Source organism: Rhizobium bangladeshense, from assembly GCF_017357245.1.
Taxonomy (GTDB): Bacteria; Pseudomonadota; Alphaproteobacteria; order Rhizobiales; family Rhizobiaceae; genus Rhizobium; species Rhizobium bangladeshense.
Genome location: NZ_CP071614.1, coordinates 1 through 20912 on the forward strand (window position 1 = coordinate 1; position 20912 = coordinate 20912).

13 protein-coding genes are annotated in these 20912 nt (G+C 62.6%); 5 read left to right on the plus strand and 8 right to left on the minus strand.

From position 1 onward, the window contains the following. Positions 1-8 precede the first annotated feature (8 nt). From repA to J2J98_RS23955, 4 genes are all read left to right on the plus strand, one after another. On the plus strand, positions 9-1205 hold the full coding sequence (gene repA / locus J2J98_RS23940) for a plasmid partitioning protein RepA (RefSeq protein ID WP_207603654.1): 1197 nt from the start codon (positions 9-11) through the stop codon (positions 1203-1205). Continuing rightward, positions 1202-2197 (plus strand): plasmid partitioning protein RepB, encoded by a 996-nt coding sequence (repB, locus tag J2J98_RS23945; RefSeq protein ID WP_064713283.1) that lies wholly within the window; start codon positions 1202-1204, stop codon positions 2195-2197. The genes repA and repB overlap by 4 nt, the downstream gene beginning before the upstream one ends. A gap of 154 nt (positions 2198-2351) precedes the next feature. Further along, positions 2352-3566, plus strand: a complete 1215-nt coding sequence (gene repC, locus J2J98_RS23950; protein ID WP_207603655.1) for a plasmid replication protein RepC — start codon at positions 2352-2354, stop codon at positions 3564-3566. A gap of 175 nt (positions 3567-3741) precedes the next feature. After that, entirely contained in the window at positions 3742-4875 is a 1134-nt protein-coding gene (locus tag J2J98_RS23955; RefSeq protein WP_207603656.1) for an RHE_PE00001 family protein, read from the plus strand. A gap of 127 nt (positions 4876-5002) precedes the next feature. On the opposite strand, the gene J2J98_RS23960 is transcribed toward J2J98_RS23955, so the two are convergent. From J2J98_RS23960 to J2J98_RS23970, 3 genes are read right to left on the minus strand one after another with little or no spacing between them, the layout of a single operon-like run. Then, the gene (locus J2J98_RS23960; RefSeq protein ID WP_207603657.1) at positions 5003-5713 is read right to left on the minus strand and encodes a Bax inhibitor-1/YccA family protein; all 711 of its coding nucleotides are present in this window, start codon (positions 5711-5713) and stop codon (positions 5003-5005) included. A 20-nt stretch (positions 5714-5733) separates the two neighbouring features. Continuing rightward, entirely contained in the window at positions 5734-6501 is a 768-nt protein-coding gene (locus J2J98_RS23965) for an anti-sigma factor family protein (RefSeq protein ID WP_207603658.1), read from the minus strand. Further along, positions 6488-7027, minus strand: a complete 540-nt coding sequence (locus tag J2J98_RS23970; RefSeq protein WP_064707372.1) for a sigma-70 family RNA polymerase sigma factor — start codon at positions 7025-7027, stop codon at positions 6488-6490. Before J2J98_RS23970 ends, J2J98_RS23965 begins: the two co-directional genes overlap by 14 nt. A 187-nt stretch (positions 7028-7214) precedes the next feature. On the opposite strand from J2J98_RS23970, the gene J2J98_RS23975 reads away from it, so the two are divergent. Beyond that, positions 7215-7499, plus strand: coding sequence for a hypothetical protein (locus tag J2J98_RS23975; RefSeq protein ID WP_207603659.1), 285 nt, complete (start codon positions 7215-7217; stop codon positions 7497-7499). A 23-nt stretch (positions 7500-7522) separates the two neighbouring features. Here the strand turns inward: J2J98_RS23975 and cueR are convergent, their stop codons facing one another. The 5 genes from cueR to J2J98_RS24000 form a co-directional block, all read right to left on the minus strand. Further along, the gene (cueR, locus tag J2J98_RS23980) at positions 7523-7912 is read right to left on the minus strand and encodes a Cu(I)-responsive transcriptional regulator (protein ID WP_064707370.1); all 390 of its coding nucleotides are present in this window, start codon (positions 7910-7912) and stop codon (positions 7523-7525) included. A 9-nt stretch (positions 7913-7921) separates the two neighbouring features. Beyond that, a complete protein-coding gene (locus tag J2J98_RS23985) occupies positions 7922-10453 on the minus strand; it encodes a heavy metal translocating P-type ATPase (RefSeq protein ID WP_207603660.1) in 2532 nt (843 codons plus the stop codon). A 125-nt stretch (positions 10454-10578) separates the two neighbouring features. Then, a complete protein-coding gene (treY, locus tag J2J98_RS23990; RefSeq protein WP_207603661.1) occupies positions 10579-13188 on the minus strand; it encodes a malto-oligosyltrehalose synthase in 2610 nt (869 codons plus the stop codon). Positions 13189-13248: 60 nt separating this feature from the next. Beyond that, positions 13249-15330, minus strand: coding sequence for a penicillin-binding protein 1C (gene pbpC, locus J2J98_RS23995; protein WP_207603662.1), 2082 nt, complete (start codon positions 15328-15330; stop codon positions 13249-13251). Further along, entirely contained in the window at positions 15330-20798 is a 5469-nt protein-coding gene (locus J2J98_RS24000) for an alpha-2-macroglobulin family protein (protein ID WP_207603663.1), read from the minus strand. Before J2J98_RS24000 ends, pbpC begins: the two co-directional genes overlap by 1 nt. Positions 20799-20912: the final 114 nt, after the last annotated feature.

Consider the following 20912-nt stretch of genomic DNA (forward strand, 5'->3'; position numbering starts at 1 on the left):
TGGGTGTTTTGGACAACATTAGCGTATCGACGACAGACGTGCGGATCGAGCGGCATGCGAACCAGCTTTCGCGGCAACTGAAGCTCCTCCGCGACAAGCTGTTTCCGCCGCTTTCGCAGAAGACGCTGCGCACATTCTCTTCCGGCGAGGCTGCTCAGATGATCGGCGTTTCCGACGGTTATCTTCGGCAGCTTTCGTTAGATGGCAAGGGCCCGCAGCCGGAACTTTCCTCGAATGGCCGGCGCTCCTACACGCTCGGCCAGATCAATGAATTGCGCCATTATATGGCGAATCTCAAGCCGAAGGATGCGCTCAGCTATCTCCCGTGGCGCCGCCCCGGCGAAAAGCTACAGACCGTCGCCGTCACCAATTTCAAGGGCGGTTCGGCCAAGACGACGACGACGCTTTATCTGGCGCAATATCTGGCGCTGGAGGGTTACCGGGTGCTGGCGATCGATCTCGACCCGCAGGCTTCGCTCTCCTCCATGCTGGGCGTTCAGCCAGAATTCGATCTTTCCGAGGGCGACACGCTTTATGGCGCCATTCGTTATGATGCGAACCGCAAGCCGTTGAAGGAAATCGTCCGCAAGACCTATTTCGACGGACTCGATCTAGTGCCCGGCAACCTCGAACTAATGGAGTTCGAGCATGAGACGCCCCGGGCGCTCAATGACCGCCAGAAGCCAGCCGAACTGTTTTTCCGGCGTGTCGGCGTCGCTATTGCCGAGGTGGAAGCCGATTACGATGTGGTGGTGATCGACTGCCCGCCGCAGCTCGGCTACCTCACCCTCGGTGCCGTTTGCGCCGCCACGTCGTTGCTCATCACCATCCACCCGCAGATGGTCGATGTCGCGTCGATGTCGCAGTTCCTGTTGATGACCTCGGATCTTCTTTCTGTGGTTCGCAAGGCCGGCGGCGACCTGCAGCACGACTTCATCAAATATGTCGTCACCCGTCACGAACCCTTCGATGCGCCGCAGTCACAGATCGTTGCGCTGCTGCGCAGCCTGTTTGGCGAGGACGTGCTGACGGCAACCATTCTCAAATCGACCGCAATCGCCGACGCCGGCCTGACAAAGCAGACGCTTTACGAAATCGAGAAAGGGCAGGTGCGCCGCTCGACTTATGACCGGGCGCTGGAATCGGTCAACGCCGCGAATGGCGAGGTTCTTGCTGGCATTCACAGAGCCTGGGGCCGCACATGAGCAGACGTGATCGCCTGAAAGGTCTTTTCGACGATACGGCGCAGGAGTTGGCCGCGGCCAACTACGAGGAGCCGTCTTCGCGCGGATCGGCCGGGCCGGTTCGGACAATGGCGCTGACCCTCGGCCGCATGGAGGAAGAGAGCAGGGCGATGCAGGAGGCTTTGCTCTCCGGCGAGCGCATCGTCGAACTCGATCCCGATCTGATCGATTCTTCCTTCGTCCGCGACCGCCTTGCAGACCAGCCGCTCGATATCGAGGACGAGCTGGTTCAGTCGATTGCCGAGAATGGTCAGGAAGTGCCGATCCTCGTTCGTCGCCATCCCGAAGAGGGGGAGCGTTACCAGATCGCCTACGGCCATCGCCGGCTGCAGGCCGTCAAGCTGCTCGGGCGCAAGGTGCAGGCGATCGTCCGTCAGCTCGATGACACCGACGTCGTCATTGCGCAGGGCATCGAAAATTCGGCGCGTCGGAACCTTTCCTATATCGAACGCGCAGTCTTCGCTCTTAATCTCGAGCTCAAAGGGTTTGAGCGTCCCGTCATCATGAAGGCGCTGTCCACTGATAAGACGGAGCTATCGAAGCTGTTGTCCGTGGCCAAGGTCATTCCGGCCGAAATCATCAGGTCCGTTGGGGCCGCGCCCGGTATCGGTCGGCGCAAATGGATGGCGCTTGCCCAGGACTGGAATGGCACGACGGCGGCGCGGCTCGCGAAGCTTGTCGCCTCGGAGGGGTTCAGGGCGGAGGAGAGCGATCGCCGGTTTGAGCTCTTAGTAGCCGAACTCGCCAGAAAAGAGGCGAAGCCGGAGCCCACGGAATATGACTGGAAGCCGAAGAGCGGCGGCAAGATTGCCGGCCGAATCAGAAGCGCCGGCAATTCTTTCACGATCGCGTTGAAGACCGGCGATGCGCCAGATTTCGGCGCTTACATTTCACGCCGTCTCGATGAGCTTTACGAAGCCTATCGGGCCGGCAAGTTGCAAGCAGGAGAGTAGGCCGCAAAAGAAAAAAGCCTCCGAACGTTGCCGTCGCGGAAGCCTTTCTCATATCTGGACAATTTGAGAATCGCACTTCCTCGAATCAGTGTCAAGCATCTTCGGCATCCTTTTGGGTGGTAAGATTTCTTTTGCCTTGAAAAAGGTGAGGGACATGGAGCCTCAATATGTATCGACGCCCTTTGGGCGGCGATCGATGACGCGTGGCATGCTGGCAAGCCAGGAGAGCGCAAGCAGGATCGATCCGGACGCATCGGTCGACAAGTGGAAGATTTTTCGCGCACTCTGCGAAGCAAAGAACATGATCGGCGTGTCCGATCGTGCGCTTGCCGTTCTCAACGCGCTGTTGACCTTCTATCCGAAGAACGAGATTGCCGAGGCTAACGGTTTCGTCGTCTTCCCTTCGAACGAGCAGCTGTCGCTGCGCACACATGGCATGGCCGGCACCACGCTGCGGCGAAACCTGGCAATGCTGGTAGAGGCCGGTCTGATCATCCGGCGGGACAGCCCGAACGGAAAGCGTTTTGCCCGCCGCAACGGCGAGGGAGGGCTTGGGGAGGCATTTGGCTTCAGCCTGGCGCCACTCCTCGTGCGTGCTCGCGAGATCGAAGCCCAGGCGGCACAGGTGCTTGCCGACAAACTGGAATGGAAGCGCCTGCGGGAGCGGCTCAGCCTTTGCCGGCGTGATATCGCCAAACTCATCGAAATCGCGCTGGAAGAGGAAATTGCCGGCGAATGGATCGAGATGCAGCAGCATTTCAATCGCCTCTCGGCGAGCCTGCCGCGCCGTCCGTCGGCCGCGGAGATCAGGAGCCTGCTGACCGACCTCGAAGCTTTCCGCGAGCTGATCGTCAAGACGCTGGAATCGAAGACGAAAGCAAAAAAAACAGGCGCCAATGACAGCCAAAACGGTCGGCACATACATAATTCAAACCCACACCCCACTTTTGAACTTGAACCAGGCTTCGAACCGAAGCAGGGCGCCAAGCCGGAGGAAGAGCCGCGGCCATGGCGGGAGCCGCCGAAATCCTTCCCCCTTGCCATGGTACTGCAGGCCTGCCCCGAGATTGTTGCCTATGGGCCGGGCGGCGGGATCGGCAGCTGGCGGGATTTGATGACCGCCGCCGTCGTCGTCCGTTCCACCCTTGGCGTCAGCCCCAGTGCCTATCAGCAGGCCTGCGATGTTATGGGACCGGAAAATGCTGCCACCGTGATTGCCTGCATTCTGGAACGCGGCGGCCATATCAATTCGGCAGGCGGCTATCTGCGTGATCTGACGCGGCGGGCGGAGCGCGGCGAGTTCTCGCTGGGTCCGATGCTGATGGCGTTGATGCGGGCCAACGGGCCCATGGCGAGAAAAACGGGATGAACCGCCCAAAAGCTTCGCGCCAGTCGCAGCGTCTGGAGGGAGTGTGGACCGGCAATCAGCCATCTTCTCCGCTTCCCTCCCGCACTTTGGTTGAAAGACACCGTTAACCATGTCATAAATGGCGGAACGAAACGCCTCATTTGCTTCCGTTTGTTAAAAACCGTAAAGGTTAACAATGCGCTACGACGTCGACGCTGTGATGCTTCAAGCCCTGCTTCCACTGCTTGCTGCGGCCGAGGATGTGGTGGCGCGGTTGGACGAGCGGGTGCTGCGCTCGCCGGTTGGCGGGGGATTTGCCGAACGCAGCCACTTCTTCGATGCGGCGGGCGCGTTATGGGTCGCCGGTGAGCTCGTTCATGTCGAGGATCTCGTTCTGCACGACGCGCATATGGATAGCCGCGCTCCCAGCCACGAACTGACGATCGCTCATTCAGTGCTGCGGACGCGTCGACGCATCTGGACCGGCGAACCGTCCTGGGCACTCGGCGCCCCGGGGCTGGCAACGCTGACCGCGACAACGGGGGAAGGGGAGGGCATCACTCAGGAGGCCAAGAGCCCGGCAGTTACGGTTGAGGCGGGCGACGAAGGCGAGAATGAAGAGGGGCCGCTTGCTGCCGAAATGGCCGAGATTGATGCGATTCTTGCCCGCTCACAGAAGCTCATCGACATCCATACGGGCAAAGCGGCGCTCGGCGAGACGGCCGCAATATCTCCGGCCAAGCGCAACGATGATCCCTTCGGCCTGCTTGGCGATGAGGAATGGGATGAGGAACAGCGGCTTGCAGAATGGCGGGGCGTGCTGCCACTGGCTGACAGCCTTCCGCCGGTTCTAGGCGCCGTCATCCTTTTCGAAGCCTGGGACAGGATCGAGCCGTTACGGCGTCAGCATTGGCTCGGTGGTCTTCTGGTAGAAAGCTACCTGCGCGCCCGCGGAAAGGTCACTTCGCATCTCTTCTCCTTTTATGGCGGGCTGAAATTGGTGCGCCACGAGCGGCGTAGGGCCCGCGACCGGGCGATTCGGCTGCAAGCTTTTCTCGATGCGATGCAGCTGGCTGCTGCTGCCGGCCTCAAGGAAATCGACCGGTTGTCGCTTGCCCGCACGCAGATGGAACTGCGCTTTCGCGGCCGTCGCTCGAACAGCAGCCTGCCGGAGCTTGCCGATTTCATTCTGTCGCGGCCGATGGTGTCGGCAGCGATGATCGCGCGGCATCTGCGCATCACGCCGCGCGGAGCGCTGAACCTTGTCAACGAGATCGGTATTCGTGAAATCACCGGCCGTGGCCGCTATCGGGCCTGGGGCATCATCTGAGTTCGAAAAAGAAACGGCCGGGCGTTGCCCCGGCCGTTTCCTTTTAGAGTGAGCGCCCGGTCTGCCATCCTGTCACAGACTGCAGACCGGACGCTCTTGCGCTTCCATTGCCCCCAGAAGCGCGGTCCTATTCCCGCTCGCCGGTGAAGTTGAGCAGAAGCTGGAAGATGTTGACGAAGTTCAGGTAGAGCGAGAGCGCACCGAAGACGGCGAGCTTCTGGTTCGATTCCTGATCGTGGTTTTCCGAATATTGTTCCTTGATGTTCTGCGTGTCGTAGGCAGTCAGACCGACGAAGACGACGATACCGATCACCGAGATCGCAAACTGCAGCGCGCTCGAACCCAGGAAGATGTTGACAATGCTGGCGATGATGACGCCGAACAGGCCCATGATCAGGAACGAGCCAATGCGCGAGAGGTCACGCTTCGTCACATAGCCGTAAAGGCTGGTGGCGCCGAACATCGTGGCGGTGATGAAAAATGTCCGCGCGATACTCGTCCCGGTAAAGACCAGGAAGACGGAGGCGAGCGACAGACCCATCACGGCGCAGAAGGCCCAGAAGGTGATCTGGGCGGTGCTGGCCGACATCGTCTGGATTTTGAACGAGAAGAAGAAGACGAAGGCGAGCGGTGCGAGCATCACGACCCACTTCAGCGGCGAGCCGAAGATCGGGACATAGAGGGCTGGCGTCGAGCCGACGACGAAGGCGACAAGGCCTGTTATCACGAGGCCGAGAGCCATATAGTTGTAGACGCGCAGCATATGCTGGCGCAGGCCTTCGTCGAAGAGGGCCTGAGAGCCGGCGACGGCTCCGTAGCGGGGATTGATCGGGTTCATGCTGATCTCCTCGGTTTGAACTAATAGAGCGAGCGGGCGAGCCGTTCGGCCGCCTGATCGAGATTGAGGCCGCTATCATCGGCAATCAGCGCATAGGCGACGTCGCCGATCTGCCAATAGGCGGCTTCAGCTTTTTCGAGTGCGAGATGGCTGACCGGCTGGACCTCGAAGGCCCCCGGACGGACGGCGAAAAGCGAGAGCCGCTTTCCATCAGCCACCTTGATTGCCATCTCTACACTCGGGCCGAATTCGGACGGGAATATCTGCACATCGGTGATCTTCCAGTCTTTCGGCAATTCCGGCATGACGATCGCGGTGGCGGCGCGTATTTCTTCGGCGCTATAGCTTGTCGGCGTCTGCGAGGGCATCGAGGCGCGAAGGGCCGCGGTCTGATAGGCGCGGACGGCATCCTCGACATAAGCGGGCGCCGGAACGGAAGCCGCCACCTCGGTCGCTGAAAAGGCGCCGAATGAATTATGCGCCACCCAGCCGGCGGTGACCAGAATGCCGACGGCGGCGATACGCTGCATGGAATGGAGGATGTGGCCATAGGAAAGGCCACGCTCCAGCCGGCGGGCGGCATCGCGGGTCTCGGGACGGCCGAAGACGTTTTCGCCGGCAAGTGCCAGACGCAGCTCACCCTTCATGCTGAGATCGGCCATGACCTTGGCGGCGATCGCCGGATTCTCCGAGAGATAGGATTCTACCTGGATACGACGGGCGACATCGAGCTCGCCATCCACATAGGCGTCGAGATCGGCATCGATGATTGGGTCAATTGCTTTCATTGCCGCTCCCTTCGATTAATCTCAGATGCGAAACGCGCGGCGTCTTTTGCTCGAACTCGCGCAGCTGCGCGCGGGCGCGGGAGATGCGCGACATCAGCGTGCCGATCGGAATGCCGAGCGCACTGGCGGCTTCCTGATAGGAAAGGTCTTCGATGGCAACGAGATGCAGGGCTTCGCGCTGTTCCTCGGGCAGGTCGAAGAAGGCATCGCGCACCTGCTGCAGGCGCACGGCATGTTCTTGCCCGGCCGGCAGCGACTGCTCGGCTTCGACAGCCGCTTCGTCGTGGCGACGCGTCAGCGACCGGTTCTGACGAAGACGATCAATATAGGCATTGTGCAGGATGGAAAGCAGCCAGGTGCGCAGATTGCCACCGCTTCGGAAGCTCTTTCTTTTCTCGAAGGCGCGCACCAAAGCATCATGCACCAGATCCTCCGCCTCATCCGCGTTGCGCACCAGCGCGCGAGCGTAGCGCCTCAGCGCTGCAAGCTGTCCGATGACATCGAAGGGCCGTTCTTTGCGTTCCATGATTGAGTATACGCAAGCGCGCCGGATTTTATTCCCCGTGGCAGAAAAAAAACATGCCGGCCGGACATCGCCGCCGAAGAACCGGGGAAATACCATCGCCAACCGCAGGTGCGCCTTAAATCGGCGATTGTTTATGACAATTGCATGACAGATCATCGCGCCGCTGATTTGGAGGGGAATATAAAAGATGAAGGAAAAGAAGCGGGTCTACGAAGCACTCGTAGACGGCGCCATGGAAGGGCTGACGGGTGAGTCACTTTTTGAGTTCGTCAAGGCCCGATGCCCGAAGGCCACCAGTAAGAAGATTGTCAGGGCTTCGCTTGTCGCTCTGACTGATCCTCATCTCAAGGATCGCAATATTCTCGACGTGATTTATGCGCTTGCGATCAAGCATCGCCTCGATGAAGGCGTGCTTGATGACGGCGACGAGGACGAGCCCGCCGAGCTGGCTCCATTCCAGACGGTCAGCTAGCCTTTCCGGCTTTTCTAAAATGGTCAGCGATAGTCCGAAAGCTCTTCGAGAATTGGACAGTCCGGGCGATCGTTGCCGTGGCAGGCATGCACGAGATGCTCGAGGGTGCGCCGAAGTTCCGTCAGCTCGCGAATCTTGCGGTCGATCTCCCCGAGTTTCGTCTCAGCAATGTCCCTGACGTCAGCGCTCGCCCGGGCTTTGTCCTCGTAAAGCGCCAGCAATTGCCGGCATTCCTCGACGGAAAAGCCGAGGCCGCGCGAACGCTGCAGGAAGCGCAGCTTGTGAACATCGGCCGCAGCATAGTCGCGATAGCCGTTTCCGCCCCTTTCGGGGCGGATCAGGCCGATATCCTCGTAGTAGCGGATGGTCTTCGAAGGCAGGCCGGAGCGCTCAGATGCTTCGCCGATATTCATTGCCGTCTCCTATAATTTTGCAAAGCGCAGTCTCAGCGCATTGGCGATCACCGATACCGATGAGAGGCTCATCGCCGCCGCGGCGATCATCGGTGAGAGCAGCAAGCCGAAAACGGGATAGAGGACCCCGGCGGCGACCGGAACGCCGAGCGCGTTATAACCAAAGGCGAAGCCGAGATTCTGGCGGATATTACGCATCGTAGCCTCAGCCAGCCGCCGCGCCCTGACGATCCCGTTGAGATCGCCTTTGACCAATGTAATGCCTGCGCTTTCCATCGCAACATCGGCGCCGGTGCCCATGGCGATGCCGACATCGGCGGTAGCAAGTGCCGGGGCGTCGTTGATGCCGTCCCCCGCCATGGCGATGACCGCGCCTTTGGCGCGTAGTTCCTCGATCAGCGCCTTCTTGCCTTCCGGCAGCACATCCGCGCGAACCTCATCGATCCCGAGGCTTTTCGCCACGGCCCGCGCCGTCCGCTCGTTGTCGCCGGTCGCCATGATGATCTTCAGTCCGCTTTCGTGCAGCGCTTTGATTGCAGCTGATGTCGTCGGCTTGATCCGGTCGGCGACGGCGACCAGACCGGCAAGCTTGCCGTCGAGCGTCACGAACATCACCGTCTTGCCATCGCCGCGCAGGGCACCGGTCTTCTCCGACAGCGCCGACGGATCGACGCCGAGATCGGCGAGCATTGCTGCATTGCCGAGTGCCACCCTCGTACCGCCGGCAATACCCTGGACACCTTTGCCCGTCTTGGCCTCGAAGCCGGTCACCTCCACGGAGGCGGCACCGCGCTCTTCGGCGCCCGATACGATCGCTTCGGCAAGCGGATGCTCGGAGCCGCGCTCGAGGCTCGCCGCCAGCGACAGCAGCCGGTTCTCCTCGACGTTGCCGACGGCGACGATGTCGGTGAGCACAGGCTTGCCTTCGGTCAGCGTGCCGGTCTTGTCGACGATCAGCGTGTCGACCTTGGAAAAGCGCTCCAGCGCTTCGGCGTCCTTGATCAGCACGCCTTCGCCAGCGCCGCGGCCGGTCGCGATCATGATCGACATCGGCGTCGCAAGGCCGAGCGCACAGGGGCAGGCGATGATCAAAACGGCGACGGCGGCAAGCAGCGCATTTGCCAGGCTCGGCTCCGGTCCGATGGCTGCCCAGACGACGAAGGCCAGGATGGCTACGGCGACGACAGCAGGCACGAAGAAGGCCGAAACCCGGTCTACCGCGCCCTGAATCGGCGCTCGTGAGCGCTGCGCCTTGGCGACCATGTCGACGATGCGCGACAGCACCGTGTCTGCGCCGACCTTCTCGGCCGACATGACGAGAGAGCCGTTCTTGTTGATCGTGCCGCCGGTCAGCCCGTCACCCGTCGTTTTCTCGACCGGCAGGGGTTCGCCCGTTATCATCGATTCGTCGACGGTTGACTGGCCTTCGAGGACAGAACCATCCACCGGCACGCGCTCGCCTGGGCGCACGCGCAGCCGATCGCCGGTCTGGATCTCCTCCACCGGCACGTCGCTCTCACTGCCATCGGCATCGATGCGCCGCGCCGTTTTCGGCGCGAGGTCGAGCAGAGCGCGGATCGCCGAGCCGGTACGCTCGCGCGCCTTCAATTCCAGCACCTGTCCGACGAAGACCAAGGCAACGATGACGGCCGCCGCTTCGAAATAGACGGGCACGGAGGCGCCGTGGCCGCGAAAGCTCATCGGGAAAATTCCGGGCGCAAGCGTGGCGACGACGCTGTAGACATAGGCCGTGCCGACGCCGAGGCCGATCAGCGTCCACATGTTTGGGCTGCGATTGACGAGAGAGGCCCATGCGCGGCGGAAGAACGGCAGGGCAGCCCACAGCACAACCGGCGTTGCCAGCAGCAGTTCGATATAGGCCGCCCATGGTTCGCCGATCGCTTCACGGAGAGGAAGGCCGAGCATCGGCCCCATGCCGAGCGCCAGCAGCGGCAAGACGAGGACGGCGCTAACCCAAAGCCGTCTGACGAAATCGACAAGTTCCGGATTTGGTCCTTCATCGGCCGGAGGAATGCCCATCGGCTCCAGCGCCATGCCGCATTTCGGGCAGTCGCCAGGCCGGTCGCTGACGACTTCCGGGTGCATCGGGCAGGTATAGAGCGTACCCTGCGGGGCAGGCTTTGGCGCCGGACGGGCGCCGTCGCGATAGGCCGACGGGTCGGCCTCGAATTTGGTTCGGCAGGCGGTCGAGCAGAAGTAAAATTTCTCGCCCTCGAATTTCAGGAAGTATTTTGCCGTCGAACGATCAACGACCATGCCGCAGACCGGATCCTTCGCCGTCAGATAATCCTGCGGCTGGGCCGCGAACTTCGTGCGGCAGCTCTCGGAGCAGAAATGATAGATACGGCCCATGTGTTCGACCGAAGGTTTGCCGGCTTGCGGATCGACCGTCATGCCGCAGACGGGATCACGGATCATCGCTTCGGCGGCCTTCTCATGATCATGGCCGCAATGGCAATGACCGTCGCCGTGGCTGTGGCTGTGATGATGATGGTGGTCGTGTTCGTGCCTGGTATCCATGACTGTCTCCTATGCCCGAAGGGCAGTTGGAGAGCTTATCCACCTTCCAGTAACTGGAAGGTCAAGCGCTAATTTTGACGACATCGATTTTATCGAAAACTGGCGCATCAGATCGCGTCCGATCCTCAGATCGGGCTGATCAGGCCGAGCGGCTGGCTCCCGAGCAGCGCGGCCACCGAAATGCTGCCTCCGGGCTCGATCGTTTTTCCAGTCACGAGATCCGCCTTCAACCCGTGAAGAGGGGAGGGCACCGCGATCGCCGTGTCCTCCCAGAACTCCGGACCGGCAAAAAGGACGCCGGGATCAAGCCAGCCGAACATCAGCCGCGGGGCGACGGTGATTGCGAATTCGCTGTTATGCACCCGGGCAAAGGCCAGCACATGATCACGGCGGCTGCCCGTCGTCTTCAACGGCAAATAGTCGCCCCTGGCAAAGAGAACCGGGTGCCGCTGGCGCAGCTGCAGGCCGATTGCGATAATGCGCTGCTTCAATGCCGCCGCCTGGAGCTTGGCGATCGGTCCGGCTTCATCAAGCCAAGCCGTCAGCTGTGCATGATCGACCGGCCGGCGATTGTCGGGATCGACAAGACTGAAATCGAAAACCTCCGCGCCCTGGTAAATGTCGGGTATGCCCGGCGCCGTCAGCTTGAGCAGTGTCTGCGACAGGCTGTTCACGTAGCCTGCCGCGATGAAGGGCTGCAGCACCCGTTCGAAATCTTCCAGAAAAGCGTCATTGTCCGGCGACACAAGCGCCGCCGCATAGGCCGTGACCGCCTCCTCGTAGGCGCCGTCCTGTTGGGTCCAGGCGCTGCGCAGTTTCGCCTCGCGCACCGACTTCAGCGCGTAATCGGTAAATCGTGCGCGAAGGTCCTCCGTCTGTGCTCTGTCGAACTCCTCCGGCCAGACGCCGGCGAGCGCCTGATACAGCATCCATTCGGTATTTGGCTCGGGCGCCGCACCACCCGGCAGATGCTTCAGCCACGGCCGGTTCATCTCGCGCCAACGCTCCACCGCCTGGGCAAATACATCCGCACCCTCGCTCAAGACGTAGAGCCTCGCGCGCGCATCCTCGCCGCGCTTGGTGTCGTGAGTGGAGCTTGCGGAAAGCCCATGCGGCTGCAGCCGCGCCCGCTCGGCCATGCGACGATGGAATCCGTCGGGTCCCTCGGGCGCCTTTCCGGGTTCGCCGCCGACCTCGTTTGCGGCAAGCAGCCTGTTATAGCGGTAGAACAGCGTATCCTCTGTCGCCTTCGCCATGACAGGCCCGCTCAGCTGCTGGAATCGAATGCGGAATTCATGGCCCGCCGGACCTTCGATCTTGCCTTCGAGAAGTTTCAGCACGTGATCGAGCGCGCGCCGGTCGTCGAGCTGCGCCATGACCTGCGACGCGGTCGAGGCAAGGACGGCCGAATCCTGCCAGCTAAGCGGGCCGCCGTCGCCATAGGTGCGGTAGACGGGGAAAGCGATCAGCAGCTCGCGCACGGCGGTGGCGATCTCTTCTCGGCTTATCTCGGGAAAGATGCCCGCTGCCATCGCGACCAGCTTGCCGGTCTCACCGGCGAAATTGCACTCGACCATCTGTTGCTTGGCAAGCCGCCGGCCCTCCTCGAGATCGCCCGCCTCGCCGGCGAGGCCGCGATAGGCATCGTCCAATATCCGCAGGCCGCCGGGGTCGATGAAAACTTCGCCGAGGGCGGCGATGAATTCATAACCGGTGGTGCCTGCAACCGGCCAGCTCTCAGGCAGGACCTCGCCCGCCCCGAGGATCTTTTCGACGACGATATAGGTGTCGGCCCCCACTTCTGCCTTCAGTCTGTCGAGATAGGCCTTGGGTTCGGCGAGCCCGTCGACATGGTCGATGCGCAGGCCCTGCACCTTGCCATCACGCACGAGTTCAAGCACCAGCCTGTGCAGGTCCGCGAACACCGCGGGATCCTCGACCCGGGTCCCCACCAGTCCGGTCACCTCGAAAAAGCGGCGGTAACTCAGGTGCCGCGCCGCTTCCTTCCAATGGATCAGTCGCCAATGCTGGTCGTCATGCAGGCTCCTGAGGAATTCGCGATCGGACGAGATGTCCTCGAGCTTTTGCCGGAGGGCCGCGCGATCGCCCCCTTCGAAGAGAATGTCGCGCAACGCGCGGGCGAAGTCTTCGCCTGATCTCACGGCCGCAGCCTCCGCCATTCGCGTTGCGACCGGATCGTCGAGCCGGTTTGCGATCGCGCCGTAGCTGCTGGGTTTGACAGGCAACGACGTTTGAAAATAAGCCATGGCGAAGGTGCCGAGCGTCTCGTCGAGCACGAGGCGCAGTTCGCCGGCTGCCAGCGCCTCTTCGAAATCCCGGCCGAGCTGCGGCAGGGTCAGCGGCTCGTTCCAGTCGATGTCGAAATGGCGCGCATAGGCGCTCTGCCGGCCGAAAGCCAGTACGTCCCGCCACCAGGCGTTGTCAGGTGAAGCGGCCATATGGTTCGGAACGATGTCGAGAACCAAGCCCATGCCCGCCGAGGCGAGGCTTTCCGTCAGCCGGTCGAACCCCGCGCGGCCACCAAGCGCCGGATCGATCTCATTGGCGTCAGTGACGTCATAACCGTGAGTCGAGCCGCTGACGGCGGTGAAAATCGGTGAGGCATAGAGGTGGCTGATGCCGAGCGTCTTGAGATAGGGAACGAGGTCGCAGGCACGATCGAAAGTCATGCCGTTGCGGAACTGTATCCGGTAGGTCGCTGTCGGAAGAGTCATGAGGCCGTCTGACGTTGGAGGGAGACCTTTTCCAACGGTTGTGTCCGGTCTTTGGTTCCTTCAGTCGATGAAAACACCCACACTTGCGGCGCGTCCGGCTGAATCGATGACGGTCAGTTTCGAATAGCCGCCGCCATCCGGCAGCCATTGCTGGGTGCGCCGGCGGGAGAGATCGGGCAAAGGCTTACCGTTGGCGAGCCAGCGGAAGGGCGCGCGGCCGCCTTGCAGCTTCAGCATCAGCGGCGACAGGTCGCCCCCTTTTGCGCCGAGATCGATATGGGCTCCCTCGGGCGGATAGACGATTTGGGGCGCGGGCTCGCGGCCGGAGGCGACGAGCAGGCCGCTGGCATTGAGCGCAAAACGCCGCTGGCTGATCGGCAGCTCCGACTGGGCGATGCGCACGGCTCCCGCCGGTGGGCGGGGCAGGGGCGTCGTGGCGATGCCGGATTTGCCGAAAGCCTCGAACAGCATCGGTGCTGCGGTGCCATAGCCGGTCAAGCCCGGAACCGCGCTGTTGTCAGGCCGACCGACCCAGACGCCGAGCACATAACGTCCGTCATAGCCAACCGACCAGGCGTCGCGATAGCCGTAGCTCGTGCCGGTCTTATAGGCGATGCCGCGCTGCGGTGCGCCTGCGGGGGGAATGACGCCGGAGAGAATATCGGCGACGTTCCATACCGCGACCGGCTCCAGCAGCGGTTCGCCGTCGAGCTTGCCCGGTGTGCCGGTGACGCCGTCGCCGAGCCGTGCCGGCTGGCCGCGATTGGCGAGCGCCGTATAAAGCTGCACCAGATCCTTCAGCGTGATGCCGACGCCGCCGAGACCGATTGCCAGTCCCGGTGTCTCGTTCGGCGGCAGGGCTGGGCGTACTTCGGCGCGGCGGAAGCGCACCAGCAGCCGCGACGGCCCGACCGCGTCGAGCAGCTTGACGGCCGGCACGTTCAAGGAGAGCTGCAGGGCCTCGCGCACGGTGACATCGCCCTGATAGCTCATGTCGAAATTGCGCGGGCGGTAGCCGAAGAAATCGGCGGGCCGGTCTTCGATGATCGTCTCCTGGGAAATGAGGCCCTGCTCGAAGGCGAGCCCGTAGATGAAGGGCTTCAGCGTCGACCCCGGCGAGCGGTTGACGCGCGTCATGTCGATCCAGCCTGAGCGGCTGGCGTCGAAATAATCGGCCGATCCGACTTCGCCGACGATGGCACCGGTCTGCGCATCCGCCATCACCATGGCAAGGGAAAGCTTCGGCCCGAGTTTCGCCGTCGATGCGCGCGCAACGGACTCCAGCCCCTGCTGCACCTGCTTCTTCAACGTCGTCTGATGCTTGAGAGCGGCCGGCTCCCGGCGGCGTGCGGCTTCGGCGAGATGGGCGGCAAGGGCAGGCAGCTGCATGCGCCGCGGCGGAACGGCGACTGCTTCGGCCCGTTCCGCCTCACCGTCGCCGACGGCTTCGGCCACTGCGACACGGTCGAGCACGCGCTTGCGCGCCTCCTGCGCCGCCTTGAGATTGCGGTCCGGTCGACGCCGTTCCGGCAATTGCGGCAGCGCGACCAGCAGCGCCGCCTCGGCCACCGTCAGGCGGCGCGGCTCCTTGCCGAAATAGGCAAGGCTTGCGGCGCGCACGCCCTCGAGGTTGCCGCCATAGGGCGCATGTGTGAGATAGAGGTCGAGGATCTCTTCCTTCGACAGCCGCCGTTCGATCTGCACGGCGCGTGCAAGCTGCAGAAGTTTTGCTGAAAACGAGCGTTCCGCGCGCGGCTCGATCAGACGCGCCACCTGCATCGAAAGCGTCGAGGCGCCGGAGACGATGCGGCCGTTGCGGACGAACTGCAGGCTGGCACGCCCCAGCGCCCAGACATCGATGCCGCGGTGCTCGTAGAAACGCTGGTCCTCATAGGCGACGAGCATGCGCAGGAATTGCGGATCAACATCGGTGACCACAGTTTTGAGCCGCCAACGGCCTTCCGGCGTCGCGAAGGCGCGCAACAGCTGGCCATCGGCATCCAGCACCTCCGGGGAAACCACATCCGCCTTGTCGAGCGGCGGCGGAAAAGCCCGGTCGGCTGCATCGAGCGCGAAGAGAGCCGCGCCGGCGAGAAGGATGCCGGCGGCGGACCCAACCGCGAACTTGTGCCACAGCCTCATTATTGCGCTGCTACAACCTCCATCTTACCGGTCGCCGTGCGGGCCGAGAGCTCCGGCCTGTACATGTCCTCGACACTTGCTGCCGGATGGTCGTAGGTGCCGGGGGTGACGGCGCGCACGACATAGGCGACGTTGAATTCACGACTGTCGCCCGACGCGCGGTTGAAGGCGGCAACAAAACGGTCATAGCGGAATTCCGTATGGGCGGTGGAGATTTCGCCGATCCAGTCGAAATTCGTCATTTGGGCGCTGTCGACGAGGTTTGGATTGTCGATTTCGAAGCCGGCCGGCAGAAGATCGGTGATGACGATGCGCGACGGCCAGTCATTGGTCTCGCGCACGTGGATGACGACCACGTAGCGCTCGTTCTGCTTCGCCTCGCTGACATTGGCCTCCTCGCCGCCGAGCGTGTAATAGCTGCGCTCAATAGTGAAGCCGTCACCGCCGGCCGGCAGCGGCACGGTGGGGGCGGCAACGGTGGTGACGACAGCCGAGACCGCCTCCTTCGTCTGGTTGGTCAGGGTCAGAGGATGACCGGCGAGCGCGTCGCCGGTCATGCGTGCCATATAGGCGCCGCTATGGGCGGCGCCATTGACATCGACCTTCAGGCCGTCATCGCCGCCCTGGATGGCGCGCGCGGCAAGCAGCATCCAGGTCTCTTCCTGGGTGCTCTTGTATTTGCTGCGGCCCCATTCCTTGGCGACGGCCTTGGCGAGATCGGGGATGACAGGCGGCACCGGGCGGCTTTCGGCGGCGAGCGCCAGGATCGCCGCACCGTCGCGCAGGATCGTGCCGTAATCGGTGCGCGAGAGGTTCACGCGCGACACCATCGATTGCTGCGACATCTGCAGTGCGTCGATGAAAATGTTCTTCGAACGCTGGGCGTCGCCATAGAGCGCCAGTGCGGCGGCAATATGCGCCTTGGCAAGCGGCGTCGGGAAGTCGTTGATCATCGTATCGGCATAGTACCGCAGGTCGCTGATCGCGGCCTTCTTATTGCGCGCCAGAACATAGATGGCATAGGCGATCTGGTCGCCCTGGCCCTTGATGTCGGTGGTGTAAGACAGGGTGTTCTGCAGGTTTTCGAGCGCCTGCGCGAAGGCCTTTTCCGGCACGTCATACTTCATTTCGCGGGCCCGCGTGAGGAAATCGGTGACGTAGCTATCGAGCCAAACATCGCCCGAATCCGGTCCCCACAGGCCGAAACTGCCGGCCGAGGCCTGGTAGGAGAGCACGCGATAGATTGCATCCTGCACGCGCTTTTGCACGTCGTCGTCGTTTTCGATGCCGGCCTGCTTCGCCACTTCGGCGAGATAAAGCAGCGGCAGCGCCCGGCTGGTGGTCTGCTCGGCGCAGCCTAAGGGATAGCGGTCGAGCGTCATCAGCAGCGCCGGGATGTCGAAGACCGCCGAACGCGTGACATTGACGCTGATTGCGGCGCCGGGCAGTACGCTATCGGCCAACAGATTCTTGTCCACCGTCAGCTTGGCTCCCGGCTTCAGCGCCAGCACCCTGCGCTGGGTGATCGGCAAGGAGGAGGGGCGCACGGGCACATCGACGGTCTGGTCGAGCGAAAGGCCGGAGGCGTCGGAAAGGTTGATCGAGACGCTGCCGGCGCCCGGCTGTTTGCCGATCAGCGAAAGCGTCAGTTCGGACTTCGCGCCGGCCTCGAGACGGATCGTCTGCGTGGCGGACGCTTCATCGATGCCGACCGCGTCATTGCCAGTCAGCTGCAGCTTGTAATCGCCGGCCGGCGCATCGGTATTGGCGATGTCGAGGCGCAGATTGGCCTTGTCGCCGGGTGCGAGGAATTTCGGCAGGCTCGCGGTCACCACCACGGGATCGCGGATGATGACGTCCTTGACGCCATGCCCGACACCGGTCTTCGACCAGGCGACCGCCATGATGCGTGCGGTGCCGTTGAACTGCGGAATATCGAAGGAGACTTTCGCCTTGCCCTCGGCGTCGAGGTTTATCGGGCCGGAGAAGAAGGCGACGAGCTTCTGCGTCGGCGGGCTTGCCTGCAGCGCAATCGCGCCGCCGTCGCCGCCGGTTCGGAGTTTTCCGGTCGCACCCAGAGAGCCGTCGATCAGCCGGCCATAGAGGTCGCGGATCTCGAGACCGAGCTGGCGCTGGCCGAAATACCAGTCTTCCGGATTCGGCGGTTCATAGCGCGTCAGATTGAGTATGCCGACATCGACGGCGGCAACGGTCACATAGGCATCCTCGTTGGCACCTGCGCCCGTCACCTGCAGGCCGATATCAAGCGGTCCGCGCGGCAGCATCTTTTCCGGCGTATCAAGCTTTACCTCAAGCGCGCGCTGTTCGGGATCGACTTTCAGCCATTTGATGCCGATCGAGCGCATCGGCATATGGCTGTCCTGCGCGTCGCCGGCGCGGAAGAGCGTTGCCGTGACATAGGCGCCGGCACCCCAGTCCGCCGTGACCGGGATGTCGACCTCGCCGCCGGTCTCGCCCATCGTGGCGTTCTGCACGGCGACGAGCTTTTCGGTTCCGGCCGTCACCATCAGTTCGCCGCCGTAGCGCGAGGTGACTTTCAGCTTGGCGGTTTCGCCGATCTTGTAGCTGTCCTTGTCGAGCGCGATTTCCAGGCCGTCCGGCGTTTCGGTCGAAGTCGAGGCCACGAACCAGCCGGCGTCGAATTCGACGCTCGAGGTCGGACCATCGGCGTCCGGGCTTTCCACTTCCAGGCGGTAGCGGCCCCAGGTCACCGGCACGGAAATCTTGCCGCCATCCATCGTCGCGTCGACGCTGCCGTTGGAAATCTGCTCGGCGGTATAGACCGGCTCGTACTTCCAGGCGGTCCCCTCGCGATACCATTGGTATTCGCGGTTGAGGCTGTAGAATTTCCAGCGCAGGCCCTTGGCCTCCTGCTTCTGTCCGTCGGCATCGACGCCGATCACCGTGAAGTTGGCGATGGCGTTCTCGGGCAGCTCGTCGGAAAATTCCGGCTTGATGCCGATCGAAGCGCGCTCATTCTTCACCGGAAGGACAAGCGAGCGTTCGATGGCGCGCCCGCCCGCTTCCTGCATGCGGATATAAACGGTGGCGTTGAGCAGCTGCGTCGTTGCCGGCAGATCGCTGACAGTCAGGTCAGTCGAAGCTTGCCCGTTCTCGTCAAGCGCCGGCAGCCCGTCGATCGGCAGGCGCGAATCCTCGTTCGCCTCCTCGTCGGCGAGGCCGAAGAGGAAGCCCTTATAGGCGGCGCTCTCACGCGTCGGCTTGACGACTACGTCGCCCTCGAGCGTCAAGCCGGCGGCCGGGGCGCCGTAGAGATATCTGCCGGAGATGGTAATCGTTGCCGGCGTGTCCGGACCGATTTCCTTGGCCTCGGTCTTGATCTCCATGTCGGTGCGATCGGGCACGAAGTCGTCGACGAGGAAACTCTTGCTGGCGATCGCGCTGCCCTTCGGGTCGGTATAGATGTTCATCGTCCAGGTGCCGCGCATGGCGTTTTCCTGGGTGGCGAAATCGACGGAGTAACCGCCGAGATTGCTGGTCTGGCTGACGATCCGGCGGTCTTCGACGCCGTCCGGACGGCTGAAGACGAGGGTCAGCGGCAGGTTCTCGATGGCGTTGCCGTCGGTGTCGCGGGCAAGCGCCTGGGCGTGGACAGTTTCCCCTGCGCGATAGATGCCGCGTTCGGTGAAGGTCAGCACGTCGATTGCGCCGGGCGCCGCACGACCGGTGACGCCGCGGTCGGAAAGATCAAAGCCGGCGCGCGTCATGTCGAGGAAGACGTAGTCGGACGTACCGTTCCTGGCGGCGATGACGGCGGGCGTCAGCGCCGCCGTTCCGCGGATCAGGCCGGCGCTGAAGGTGGCGCGGCCGTTTTCATCTGTCGTCGCCGTTCCGAGCACCTCATTGTTCTTGGCGAGCAGCTGCAATTCGACGCCTGATATCGGCTTTGCCGAGGCGAGCGAACGAGTGAAGACGTTGAGCCCGTCGGTGCCTGCATAGGTGCTGATGCCGATATCCGAGACCAGGAACCATTGCGTCGCCTGCGAATCCCACTCCTGCGCCGGTGCATTAGGTGCCGTCGCGGTCATCACGTAGATGCCAGGCTTGCGTTCGGGCAGCGCCTCATCGACCGGGAAGCTCGTGATGATGTCCTTGTTGAGCTCGTTGGCGATCTCGATCGAGCCCTGCCAAACCAGCTCGCCGCTCTGATCCTGAATGTTTTGAGCGCTGTAGCCATCGAGCTGGCTCAGGAACTGGGAGTTCGTCAGCAGGGACGCGATACCGCGATCGCCGATGCGGTAGAGTTTAAGGCTGGCGGACGCCAGGTTCACCGAGACGACCGGGATGCCGCGGCGCGCCGTTGAGGGCAGTACGAAGCTGTCGCCGGTGAAACGCACCATCTGCGTGCGATCCTTGATATAGACGTCGATGCTGACGGGCTCCTCGAGCGCTTCGTCGACTGATGACGGCAAGCCGGGGCGGAAGGTGATCTTGTAGGTCTGGCCGTGCGTCAGGCCCTCGACGCAGATCTGCTTATTCTTGGTTTCGACCGCCTTCGGCGCTTCGCCGTTCAGCGTTACGAAAGGCGTGTAGTCGGTGGTCTTGACGAGCGCCTCGGAGAAGGTGGCACAGGCTCTCGGCGTGGCGCTGTCGGCATCGACCGTGTGTTCGGTGATGCGAAAGCCCTGCGTCGCTCTGAGCTGCACGTAGGCGGTCTGCACATCGTCGGAGGCAGCCAGCGCCAGGCTCGCCTTGTAGGCGTCGAGCGCCGGGCGGTAATTGGCGTTTCGTTCGAGAGCGGTGGCGAGGACGGCAAGCGCCTCGGCGCGTTTGGCCTTGGTGCGCGTCAGTTCGTAGCCGTTCAGCGCGTCGAGCACGGCCTGGCCGGTGACGCTGCTTTCCGTGCTGCCGAAGGAAATCGCGGCACGGGCGGTTTCGAGCCAGAGATCGGCATCTTCAGGCGTGATCGAGAGCGCGCCGTGAAAGGAGATCAGCGCGTCGGTCAGATTATTGGCGGTCATGTCGAGACGGGCGTTGGCCGTCAGGCTGTCGGCTCCCTGGCCCTGCTGACCGTCGGTCAAGGCAAGATTGTCCTTGAAATCGCGAGCCTGCTGAACGAGGTCGTTACTCAGGAATGTCAGGCGCGGCGCGACACCGATGTCAGGCTCCACCTGGGCTGATGTCTCGACGATCTTGCCGGCGATGGCGCCGGGGAAGGCGTTCATCGTCTTGAAATCTGATTTCAGGAAGCACCATTTCACCTTGGGATTGTAGGTGAAGGCCTTGCAGCTCTTGTCGCCGATGCAGGAGGTCTTGCACTGATCGAGCGAGACGTTCTGCTCGGTGCGGAGATCGAAGCCGAAGAAATCGGCGTCCTTGATCGTCTGGATGTCGCGCTTAGTCTCCGCAGCGGCGGCTGGAAAGCCGATGGCGATCGCGGAAAACAATGTGATGGTGGCGAAAGCAAAGAACGAGCGCACGGACATAGGTTCCCCCCGGAATGCTGGCTCTGATCGGCGGCACTCTCCTCACTCCTCACGAGATTGTCAACTCAACTTGCGCGCTGTTTCATCTTCAAACACACGCTTTCATTTGGTTGT